The organism is Micromonospora sp. CPCC 205546 (genome assembly GCF_036902715.1).
Taxonomy (GTDB): domain Bacteria; phylum Actinomycetota; class Actinomycetes; order Mycobacteriales; family Micromonosporaceae; genus Micromonospora.
Genome location: NZ_JBAKHL010000114.1, coordinates 1 through 11,463 on the forward strand (window position 1 = coordinate 1; position 11,463 = coordinate 11,463).

The 11,463-nt window shown below is 74.7% G+C and carries 7 protein-coding genes; 6 read left to right on the forward strand and 1 reads right to left on the reverse strand.

Annotated elements, in window-relative coordinates:
- Positions 1-110: 110 nt before the first annotated feature.
- Positions 111-1,319, reverse strand: coding sequence for an MFS transporter (locus tag V6U77_RS28710; protein ID WP_334609881.1), 1,209 nt, complete (start codon positions 1,317-1,319; stop codon positions 111-113).
- Positions 1,320-1,892: 573 nt separating this feature from the next.
- On the opposite strand from V6U77_RS28710, the gene V6U77_RS28715 reads away from it, so the two are divergent.
- The 6 genes from V6U77_RS28715 to V6U77_RS28740 form a co-directional block, all read left to right on the forward strand.
- A complete protein-coding gene (locus tag V6U77_RS28715; protein WP_334609882.1) occupies positions 1,893-2,591 on the forward strand; it encodes a response regulator transcription factor in 699 nt (232 codons plus the stop codon).
- Positions 2,592-2,596: 5 nt separating this feature from the next.
- A complete protein-coding gene (locus V6U77_RS28720) occupies positions 2,597-3,436 on the forward strand; it encodes an aminoglycoside phosphotransferase family protein (RefSeq protein ID WP_334609883.1) in 840 nt (279 codons plus the stop codon).
- Positions 3,437-3,673: 237 nt separating this feature from the next.
- Positions 3,674-6,901 (forward strand): non-ribosomal peptide synthetase, encoded by a 3,228-nt coding sequence (locus V6U77_RS28725; RefSeq protein WP_334609884.1) that lies wholly within the window; start codon positions 3,674-3,676, stop codon positions 6,899-6,901.
- Entirely contained in the window at positions 6,894-9,161 is a 2,268-nt protein-coding gene (locus V6U77_RS28730) for a type I polyketide synthase (RefSeq protein ID WP_334609885.1), read from the forward strand. Before V6U77_RS28725 ends, V6U77_RS28730 begins: the two co-directional genes overlap by 8 nt.
- Positions 9,161-9,451 carry a phosphopantetheine-binding protein gene (locus V6U77_RS28735; protein WP_334609886.1) on the forward strand — a complete coding sequence of 97 codons (291 nt, stop codon included), beginning with the start codon at positions 9,161-9,163 and terminating at the stop codon, positions 9,449-9,451. Before V6U77_RS28730 ends, V6U77_RS28735 begins: the two co-directional genes overlap by 1 nt.
- Positions 9,451-11,463 (forward strand): condensation domain-containing protein (locus V6U77_RS28740; RefSeq protein ID WP_334609887.1); only part of this gene is annotated, 2,013 nt, incomplete at its 3' end. The genes V6U77_RS28735 and V6U77_RS28740, both read left to right, overlap by 1 nt.

Sequence of the window (11,463 nt, forward strand, 5' to 3'; positions counted from 1 at the left end):
CGGCCGCCGCCGCCGCCCCCCGCCGCGCGAGCCCTCCCGGGGGCTGACGCCGGCCGCCGGCCCGGGCCGGCACGGCCCGGGCCGTGGCGCCCCGCTCCCGGTGCCGCGGCCTACGGGCTGGTCGCGGAGGCCGGCTCCGGGACGAGGGTGGCCTGGCTGCGGTGCGCGACCGGGATGATCAGCGCCGACGCGACCAGCGCGGCGACCGCGATGCCGAGCCAGCCCCAGAAGCCGAAGGCGATGACCAGGCCGGACAGCGTCGCCGGGCCGATGATGTTCTGCGTGATCACGTGCAGGTCGAACGCGCCCAGGTACTCACCCTGCGCGTGCTCGGGGGCGAGGCCGAACGCGAGGCCCCAGCCCGAGGCGGCCTGCATCACCTCGGCCACCGACAGGATCAGCACCGCGGCGACGATCGCGACGGACACCAGCACGACGTTGTCGTCGAGGGCGCTCACCGCGATGACGGCGCAGCCGCCGGCCAGCCAGTAGCCGGAGCGGCGGGCGAGCCTGCCGGCGCCCTCCACGGTGTCCGCGCCACGGCTGGCCCGCACCTGGAACAGGATGACGAACACCGTGTTGAAGATGAGCAGCAGCGGGATCAGGAAGTGCGGCAGCGAGGTGCGGTTGAGCGCCCAGAGCGGCATCGTGACCAGGATGACGGTGACGTGGGAGGCGAGCACCGTCGAGACGCCGATGACGGAGAGGAACCGGGGGTCGCGTACGGCGGCGAAGCGCCTGAAGCCCACCGGGACGGGACGCGCGGGCGCGTCGGGCAGGCGGGTGACCAGCAGGGCGGCGCCGGCCATCAGCAGGGCGGTGGTGAGCGGGATCAGCACGAGCAGCCGCTGGTCGAGCGCGGCGACGGCGGCCACCCCGATGCCGATGCTGAAACCGATGTTGAACACCGACCGCATCATGGCCTTGAGCTTGACCCGCTCCTCGGCGGGCACGAGGTTGCCGACGAGAGCGCCGTTGGTCGGGCCGGTGCCGTACTCGAGGAAGCCGACGGTGACCACCAGGGCGAAGAAGTGGACCGGGTTGTCCACCAGCGCGTAGAGCCCGAAGCCCACCGCCAGCGCCGCGAACAGCATGACGAGCAGCCTGCGCGGGCCCACCCGGTCGGCGACGACGCCGAACAGGACCGACGAGATGAAGGCGGACAGGCCCGCCGCCGACAGACCCAGGCCGACCTGCTTGGGATCGAGCCCGACGCGGAGTGTGAAGTAGACGACGCTGCCGCTGAGGAAGACTCCCTTGCCGATCGATTCGGCCAGCCGGATCGCGATCAGTTTCCTGCGCAGCGGATCGGTCGGCACCAAACGGGACGAATAATCAGTCAGTCGAGACAACGGCATATTTGCACATCCTGGTGTGATGGAGCGGTCGCGTCAATCCTCGCGGCGACGCCGCCGGGCGGGACAGGGCGTCCGGCGGAGCACGGGCGGGACGACTTCCCGGGCCACCAGGGAATATCTCCCGTGGACGCCCGGAACGCGGTGCGCTAGCCGCCGGTCCGGGACGGGCCGCCCCGGACCGTCCCACCAGGTCCGCAGCCGCCTCGTCCCGGCATTTCCGTTCTGTCGCGGCCTGTTCCGTTCAAGCCGAGAATCGCCTTCGACGCTTTTCATTTAATTGGTCGCTGAGAATGCGTCAGATGACTGACATCACTGTCGCCCGGCCACGTTCATGTGTTGTTCTGATGACCGTCAGAAGACGTTCACGCCGATCGGAGGTCGGCGCTTCCGCGACGCCTCCACGACAGGGAGGCGTCGCGGAACCAGTTAGACGGGTGAGGTGTGGTAATGGTCAGCGTTGGCTCGACCTCGGAACCGGCTCATACGATGAGCCGCGATCCGGGAGACGTCGCGGACGGCACAAGACGTCGCGCCGTGACAGTTGTGCTGGCCGACGCCCAGCCGGTGGTGCGCAGGGGCCTGCACGCCCTGCTGTCCCCCTCGGCTGAGGTCACCGTGGTCGCCGAGGCGGGCACCACGCGGGAGGCGATGAGATCGGCGGCGTCGCTGCGCCCCGACGTGCTCGTGCTCGACATCGAACTGCCGGGCTTCCAGGTGGGCGTGACGCTGCAGGAGATCGCCCGGATGTCGCCCACGACCGCGGTGCTGGTCTTCACCGCGGTCGAGGACGAGGCGGCGGTCTTCGCGGCCATGCGTGCCGGCGCACGGGGCTACGTGCTCAAGAGCTGCCCGGGCGACGGCATCGTCCGGACGATCAGGGGCCTCGCCACGGGCGAGGTGATCCTCGGCCCCCGGGTGGCCGACCAGATCGTCCGGCAGCTCGGCCGGGAACCACGCAACCAGCAGCTCTTCCCCGAGCTGACGACGCGCGAGCGGCAGGTGCTCCAGCTGATCGCGTCGGGCCTGCGCAACGGGGCGATCGCCACCCAGCTCAATCTCTCGCCGAAGACGGTCAGCAACCACATCTCGACGATCTTCAGCAAGCTCAACGTGGCGGACCGGTACGAGGCGATCGAGGTCGCCCGCAAGGCCAGGCTGGAGCACGGTGGCACACCCCAGCCGGGAGCGGGCGGCTGCGCCGCGTACGCCGGCGCGCAGTCGATGGAAAGGTGAGCGGGATGGCCCTGGATCTGGAAGCGATCGCGACCCGGCTGGAGCCGCGGTTCGGCAAGGCGGCGCACCGCTGGGTCGGCACGCTGCCCCAGCGACTGGACGAACTCGTCGCGCAGTGGGCGCTCGACCTCGGCGACCCGCTCAAGTCCGGCAACTCCTCCGTGGTGTTCCGCTGCCGCCACCCCCGTGGCGAGGCGGTGCTCAAGCTGTCGCCCGACAGCTACGCGGTGCGGGAGGAGGTCGACATGCTGCGCCAGTTCGCGCCCAGCTCACGGGTGCCCGAGGTGCTGGCGGCGGCCAAGGGCGCGGTGCTGCTCGAGGCCATCCACCCGGGCACCCTGGTGGAGAAGATGCCGCAACCGCCGTCCCCGCAGGAGTACGCCGGGTTCCTCACCGACCTGCACGGCGCCGGGGATCCGGCCACCGCGCCGCGGCGGCTGGAGGACTGGATCGACGTGCTGTTCAACTCCGCGGTGCGGCGGGGCGCCGACCTCACCGAGTCGAAGCGGCTGCGCGACGACCTGTTCGCCGCGCCCACCGACACCGTGCTGCTGCACGGCGACCTGCACCTGGGCAACGTGCTCAGCGGCGGCGCGAAGGGCCTGGTGGCCATCGACCCGATGGCCTGCGCCGGCGACCCGTGCTTCGACGCGGTCGACTACGTGCTGGAGGGCCTGGACCGCGCGGAGATGCTGCGCCGGCGTGACGAGCTGGCCGCCGCAGCCGGCATCGACGTGGAGCGGCTCGACATGTGGTGCCGGGTGACCGCCCCGATCGGTGCGACGTACGTCAGCAACCCCGGGCACTCCGCGGAGCTGGCCGCCTTCGGGCGCGGCGAGTACTAGGCACTCCCCCTGTGGGCGGTCGGGCGGAACCCGACCGACGCGCCCCCGACACGGCCCCCGGGCCGACGGCTGACCCCGTCGGGCCGGGGGCCGTGTCGCGTTCCCGGGCCCCGGAGCCGGCCAGGCTGAGCAGCCGACGAGCAGCGGTGTGTCCGGCACCCGACCGGGAGGTTTTCCCTGCTGGAGCGGGGAAGCTCGCTCTGCCGGGCGGGACGTCGGACACCGCACGATCGATCCATGGTTCGTACCGGTCGTGCTTCCTTCGCTCAGGAAAGACTCTATTTCCTCAACCAGCTCCAGCCCGGCAACCCGGCGTACGTGGTGGCGTTCGCCGTCCACCTGCACGGGGCGTTGCGGCCGGCGGCGCTGCGCGCGGCGCTGACCCGCGTCGTCGCCCGGCACGACGCGCTGCGCACCACGTTCGCCCTGGTCGACGGTGTGCTCACCCAGCGGGTCTCGCCCACCCCGCACGCGGACGTCGACGTGCGGTCGGGCGCGTGGGCCGACCGGGACACCCAGGAGGCCCACCTGCACACCCTGGTCGCCGAGCAGGCCCGACGCCCGTTCGACCTCGGCGACGGGCCCGTGCTGCGCGCCTTCCTGCGTTCCTGGGGCCCGGACGAGCACACCCTCGCGGTGCTGGTGCACCACATCGCCTGCGACGGCTGGTCGGTGGGGCTGCTGCTGCGCGACCTCGCCGCCGAGTACCACGCGGCGGTGTCCGGGACGGACGCCGCGTACGCCGAACCGGCGGAGTCGTACCTGGCGTACGCCCGGCGGCAGCGCGAGTCGTGGGAGCGCGACAGCTCCGGGCTGGACTTCTGGCGCGCCGAGCTGCGCGACGTCCCGCAGCTCGCGCTGCCCACCGACTTCCCCCGGCCGAGCGTGCTCAGCGCCGACGGCGCGGTGCTGCGCCGCCCGGTCGAGCCGCAGCTGGTCGAGCGGCTCACCGCGTGGGCCAGGTCGCGGGGCACGACGCTGTTCGCGGTGTCGCTGGCCGCGTACGCCTCGGTGCTGTCGCGCTACGCGCGCCAGGACGAGGTGGTGATCGGGGTGCCGGTCGCCAACCGCATGGACGAGGCCGAGGAGCGCGTCGTCGGCTGCCTGGTCAACACCCTGCCGATCCGACTCGACGTGTCCGGCCGGCCCGGCTTCGCCGAGCTTGTCGAACGGGCCCGACGGGCCAGCATGGCCGCGTTCGCCAACCAGGACGTGCCATTCGAGCAGATCGTGCGGGCCACCGTGGGGGAACGGCAGCTCAGCCACGCGCCGCTGTTCCAGACCTCCCTGACGGTGCAGAACTTCCCGTTCGCGTTCCCCGAGTTCGACGGGGTGCGGCTGACCGAGGTCGACGTCGAGATCGACGTCACCAAGTTCGACCTGGGCCTGACCCTCGACGTGTCCACCGCCACGCCGTTCCTGAGGGCCGAGTACAGCACCGAGCTGTTCACCCCGGAGACCGTCGCGACGCTGCTCGCGCACTACCTGACCTTCCTGCGGTCGGTCGTCGACGGGCCGGACGCCGAGCCGTGCATGGTGGACGGGGCGGAGCGGCTGCTGCTGACCGAGGGGGTGAACCCGCCGGTGGCGCGGCAGCCGGCCGACCACCCGTCGGTGCTGCGCCGGTTCGCCGAGCACGTGGCGCGCACCCCGGACGCGGTGGCGGTGCGTCACCGGGACGTGGAGGTCACCTACGCCGAGCTGGACCGGTGGGCCGGGCGGATCGCGGCGGGCCTGGCCGACCGGGGGGTGCGCCGCGGCGACCGGGTCGGACTGCTGCTGCGCCGCTCCCCCGCGATCGTCGCGGCGATCCTGGGCGTGTGGAAGCTCGGCGGCGTCTACGTGCCGCTGGACCCCGAGTACCCGCGGCAGCGCCTCGAACTGATCACGGCCAGCGCCGACATGCCGTTCATGCTGGTGGAGGCCGGCACCGCCGACACGGCCGGCGCGCTGGCGCGGGGCCGCGGCATCCGCCTGGCCGACGCGCACACCCTCGACGGGACGTCCGTGGTCGCGGAGACGTTCCCCGGGCCGCGCGACCAGGCGTACGTCATCTACACCTCCGGCTCCACCGGGGTGCCCAAGGGCGTCATGGTCGGGCACGGCGGCCTGGACGCGCTGAACGACCCGACCCCGGCCGGGCTCGACGTCACGGCCGACGACGTGTGGCTGGCCGCCAGCTCGTTCTCGTTCGACGCCTCGGTGTGGGAGATGTGGGGCGCGCTGAGCACCGGCGGCCGGCTGGTCGTCGCCGACCAGGCCGACCTGGTGGACCGGCAGCGCCTGGCCGAGCTGGTGCGCCGCGAGGGCGTCACGGTGGTGTTCCAGACCCCCGGTGCGCTCTACCGGCTGCTGCCCCCGTACCTGCGGCTGCTGGGCGCGGACGAGGTCTCCCGCATCCGCTACGTCGTCCTCGGCGGCGAGGCCCTGAGCTGGTCGCGGGTCGCGTCGCTGGTCGCCGGCGCGCCGGGCCTGCGCGCGGTCTTCGTCAACATGTACGGCATCACCGAGGGCACCATCCACGTGACGATCTTCGAGGCGCCCACCGCGGACCTGGCCCGGGTCAGGGAGGGCACCGTCGGCGTGCCGCTGCCGTCGGGGCGCTGCTACGTCCTCGACGACGACCTGCGGCCGACCGGCCTCAACGTGCCCGGCGAGCTGTACTGCGGCGGCGTGCTCGTCGCGCACGGCTACCTGGGCAACCCGGAGCTGACCGAGGCGCGCTTCCTGCCCGACCCGTACGGCGGGGGCGTGATGTACCGGACCGGTGACGTGGTCAAGTGGGGCGTCGACGGGAACATGGTGTACCTCGGCCGCAACGACACCCAGGTGCAGCTGCGCGGCTACCGCGTCGAGCTGGCCGAGGTCGAGGGCGCGTTCCTGACCCACCCGGCGGTGCGCTCGTGCGCGGTCGCGGCCGAGAACGACGAGCTGGCCGCCTTCGTCGTCGGCGAACTCGGCCCGGAGGCCGAACGCGAGCTGCGCGCCCACGTGCGGGCGACGCTGCCGGCGTACATGGTGCCGTCGCGGATCCTGACCGTCGCGGCGATCCCGCTCACCGCGCACGGCAAGGTGGACACGGCCCGACTGCTGGCCGACAGCCGCGCCGCGCGCACCACCGTCGCGCCCGCGGCGCGGCGCGGCCTAGCCGCCGGCAGCGGGTTGGAGGAGCGCATCCGGGCCTGCTGGAGCGAGGTGCTCGACCGGGCCGACGTCGGGCTGCACGACAACTTCTTCGACCTGGGCGGGCACAGCTTCGCGCTGATCGCGCTCCAGCAGCGGCTCTCCGACGAGGGCCTGGACGTCTCCGTGACGGACCTGTTCCGCGCCGGCACGGTCGCCGGCTGCGCCGCGCACCTGCAACGGGCGGCCCCGGTGGTCGCCGACGCGCGGGTGGCGCAGCGCCACCGCGGTCGCGCCCTGCTGGCCGACCGGCGCCGGACCGCGGGAGGCCGCCGTGGCTGAGCTGCCCGACGGCGCGGCGGTGGCCGTGGTCGGCATGGCCGTACGGGTCCCCGGCGCCGAACGCGACCTGGACCTGTTCTGGCACCACGTGGTCAACGGGGTCGACGCGGTCACCTTCTTCACCCCCGAGCAGCTCGTCGGCTGGGGCGTGCCCAAGGACCTCGTCGAGCGGCCCGACTTCGTGCCCGCCCGGGCGGTGCTGCGCGACGCGGACTGCTTCGACCACCGGCTGTTCAGCTACTCGCCCTCGGACAGCGCGCTGATGGACCCGCAGCAGCGGATCCTGCTGGAGTGCGCCTGGGCCGCGCTGGAGCACGCCGGCCACCCGCCGGTCGCCGCCGACGGCAACCGGATCGGGGTGTACGTCGGCACCGGCCTGAACGTCTACCTGCTCGACAACGTGTGGCCCAACGAGCGCGTGGTCGAGGCGGCCGGCGGCCTGGGGCTGATCATCGGCAGCGACAAGGACTTCGCGGGCACCCGGATCGCGTACAAGCTGAACCTGCAGGGTCCGGCGCTGACGCTGCAGACCGCCTGCTCGACGTCGCTGGTCGCGGTGCACCAGGCGGTGCAGGCGCTGCTGACCTACGACGCCGACATGGCACTGGCCGGGGGCGCCACGGTGACCCCGCCGACGCGGCGCGGGCACGTGCACGAGCCCGGGGGGATCTTCTCCGCCGACGGCCGGTGCCGGGCCTTCGACGCCGCGGCCGACGGCACCGTGCCCGGCGACGGCGCGGGCGTGGTGGTGCTCAAGCGACTCGAGGACGCCCTGCGTGACGGCGACACCGTGCACGCCGTGATCCGCGGCTCCGCGGTCAACAACGACGGCTCCCGCAAGGCGGGCTTCACCGCGCCCGGCCCCACCGGCCAGGCCGGCGTGATCTCGGCGGCGCTGGAGGTGGCCGACGTCGACCCGGACACCGTCGGCCTGATCGAGACCCACGGCACCGGCACCGCGCTCGGCGACCCGATCGAGGTGGCGGCGCTGCGGCAGGTCTTCGACAGCGACCGGCCCGACCGGGCGCCCTGCGCGCTCGGCGCGGTCAAGTCGGTCGTCGGGCACCTGGACACCGCCGCCGGCGTGGTCGGCCTGATCAAGACCGTGCTGGCGCTGAAGCACCGCGTGATCCCGCCGATCGCCCATCTCGCCACGCCCAACCCCGCGCTCCGGCTGGACGGTTCGGTGTTCGAGCTGCCGGCGACGGCCCGGCCCTGGGCGCCGATCGACGGCGTACGCCGGGCCGGGGTGAGCGCCTTCGGCATCGGCGGCACCAACGCCCACGTCGTGCTGGAGGAGGCCCCGCCCGCCCGGCCCCGGTCGCGTCGCCACGTCACCGAGCTGGTCCTGGTCTCCGCGAAGACCGCCGCCGTGGCGCAGGCCGGCCTGGACCGCGCCGCCGCCTGCGTGGCGCAGACCCCGCCCGGCGAGCTGGCCGACCTCGCGTACACCCTGCGGACCGGCCGGGCGGAGCTGCCGTGGCGGGCCGCGTTCCTCACCGGAGCGCACGGCTCGCCGGCGACGGTCCGGCAGGTCGACGCGAAGGCGCGGGCGCGCGGCGTGGCGCTGCACCTCACCGGGGCCGGCGAGCTGACCGGCAACCGGCCCAACTACGACGCCGACCCGGTGTACCGCCGGGTCGTCGACGAGGGCGTGGCGCTGCTGCGCGACCGCGACCTCGACGAGGCCGTACGGGAGCGCTGCACCCGGCTGCTGGCCTGCGTCGGCCTGGCGCGGTCGCTGCGCAGCCGGGGCGTGGCCCCGCGCGCCCTGGCCGGCGCCGGCATCGGCGCCGTGGCGTGCGCGGTCGTGGCCGGGATCATGTCCCTCGCCGACGCGCTGGAGCTGACCTGCGGCGGCGACGTCGACGTCAGCCGGCTCGACCCGGCCGAACTGCCCGTCCACGTGCCGGGCGGGCAGCCGCCGACCGGGTACGACGGGCTCGCGTACTGGCGGGCCCAGGCGACCGAGGTGCCCGCGCCGACGACGCCGCCGGAGCTCGACCAGGTGCTCTGGATCGAGATCGGCACGAGCGTCACCCCGCACCTGGGCCCGGACGGGCCCGCGCTGCCCGCCGACCGGCACGCCCGGCTGCTGGCCACCGTCGGCGCGCTGTGGCAGCTGGGTCTCGTCGGCGCCTGGGACCCCGTGCACGACGCGGGCCGACGCCGGCGGCCCGCCCCCACCTACCCCTTCGCGGCCACCCGGCACTACCTGGACGCCCCCGCGACCCGACTGGACACAGAGAGGCACCACTGATGCGCGACGTACACGACCGGACCTGGGTGGGCGAGTTCGAGCAGCTGTGGATGGAGGTGCTCGGCGTCGACACGGTCGACGACGACGACGACTTCTTCGACCTCGGCGGCCACTCGCTCAGCGCGCTGCGGCTGAGCACCCTGATCCGCCAGGAGCTCAACCTCGCGGTGATGTTCGGCCACGTCCTGGAGAACCCCCGCTTCGCCGACCTGCGGGACGTCGCGGGCCAGGTGCCGCTGGACAAGCCGGCGCAGGTGCCGCTGGACGAGCCGGTGGCGGAGGTCGTGTGATGACCGCCCCGGAACTCTCCGCCTGGGCGCCGCTGGCCGCGCGGGTGCTCGGTTGCGCGCCCGAGCAGCTGCGGGACGCGGCGGTGACCGAGTCGTTCGTCGCGCTGGGCGGCACCTCGCTGCAGGCCATCGCGCTGGTCTCGCTGGGCCAGCGCGAGCTGCGGGCACACGTGGACAGCGCCCGGCTGCTGTCGGCGCTGCCGCTGGCGCGGGCCCTGGCCGGCGCGGTGGAGCACGTGGACACCGCGCCCCCGCTGGCCGCGCGGCGGCCCACCGAGCTGGAGCTGCTGCCCGGCCAGCGGTCCATGCTGGCGGCGCACCTGCTCGACCAGGACGCGCCGTACCACCTGATGTTCACGCTGGAGGCGGACGGGCCGCTCGACGAGGCCCGGACCCGGTCGGCGCTGCGCGAGCTGGCGACCCGCCACGAGGCGCTGCGCACCCGGTTCGTCCGGGACCCGCGGCAGGCCCGGATCGTGCTGCCCGCCCCGTACGAGCCACGGCTGCTGCACCAGACGTTGCCCGACGACGACCCGGTACGCGCCGTGCACGAGCTGTACGGCCCCTCGGCCGCGCGGCTGCTGCGCCCCTTCGCACAGCCGCCGGTCGTCTTCGTGCTGACCCGCGCCGGGCGGCGCGACCTGCTCACCATGCTGGTGCACCACACGATCGCCGACGGCTGGAGCATCGGGGTGCTCTGGCGCGAGTTCGCCGAGCTCTACGCCGGCGCCGAGCCGGCGGGCACCGCGCCGTCGCCGGAGTGGATCGGCTCCCGCCTCGCCGCGCGGGAGGCGTCCGGGGCGCTGGACGGCGCGCTGGCCCGGGTCGCGGCCCGGCTGGACGGCGCGCCCCGGTCGGCGGCGCTCCCCACCGACCTGCCACCGGTCGCCGAGGCCGACGGCCGCGGCGCACGCCTGCGCTTCCACCTCGACGCGGCGACGACGCGGGCCGCCACCGAGCTGGCCCGGCACTGCCGGGTGACGGTGACGTCGGTGGCCATGGCGGCGTGGGCGCTGGCCGCCGCCCGCCGCGCGGGCCTGACCGACCTGGTGCTCGGGGTGCCGGCGGCGGGCCGGTTCGAGGCGGGCATGGCCGGCATCGTGGGCCTGTGCACCCGGGTCGTCCCGGTGCGCTGCGCGGCGAGCGACGACCTCGACGCGCGGGACTACGTACGCGGGGTGGCCGCCTCGCTGGCCGAGGCGGCGGCCGACGCCGACGTGCCGTTCGAGCGGGTCGTCTCCGGGCTCGGCGGCGCCACCGACCCGGGCCGCAACCCGCTGGCGCAGCTCGGCTTCGCCGCCCACCACGAGCTGGTGCCCGACGAGCTGGAGGCGGGGGGCCGCGCCTGGCGGGTGCACGAGGGCCACTGCCACGGCGCGGTGTTCGACGCGCTGCTCTACCTCCAGTCGTGGTCGGACCGTCCCCGCTTCGCCCTGGAGTACGCCACGTCGGTGCTCACCGCGGCCGACGCCGGGGAGCTGGCCGAGTCGTTCCAGGCGGCGCTGCGGGAGCTGGCCGCCGACCCGGGCGTCGCCCTGCGCGACGTCACCGGGCTGTCGGCGGCGCAGCACGCGCGGCTGCGGGCGCTGGGCGCGGGCGGGGCATACGACACGGCCGACGACGTGTGGAGCCGGTTCGCGGCGCACGCGCGGTCCGCGGGCGAACGGGTCGCGCTGGTCGACGCGCACGCCGGGTGCACGCTGACCTACCGCGAGCTGCACGACCGGGCCGTCGCGCAGGCGCGGCTGCTGCACGCGCGCGGCGTGCGCGCCGGCGACGCGGTGGTCCTGGAGCTGCCCCGCTCGGCCGCCGAGGCCGTGGCGGTGCTGGGTGTGCTGCGGCTGGGCGCGCACTACGTCGCGGTCGACCAGCACGCCACGGGCGAGTGGCGGGCCCACCTGGCCGCCGCCGTCGCGCCCCGGGCCCGCCTCGGCGCCGCCCCGGCCGGCGCGGAGTGGTCGGGCGCCGCCGACTGCGCCCTGGCCGGCCCGGACACGCCGGCGCGGGCCGGG

What these genes read in the sequence shown, in the direction of transcription:
- V6U77_RS28720 (WP_334609883.1), top strand. Translation starts at nt 2,597, where the DNA reads ATGGCCCTGGATCTGGAAGCGATCGCGACCCGGCTGGAGCCGCGGTTC.
- V6U77_RS28725 (WP_334609884.1), top strand. Translation starts at nt 3,674, where the DNA reads ATGGTTCGTACCGGTCGTGCTTCCTTCGCTCAGGAAAGACTCTATTTC.
- V6U77_RS28735 (WP_334609886.1), top strand. Translation starts at nt 9,161, where the DNA reads ATGCGCGACGTACACGACCGGACCTGGGTGGGCGAGTTCGAGCAGCTG.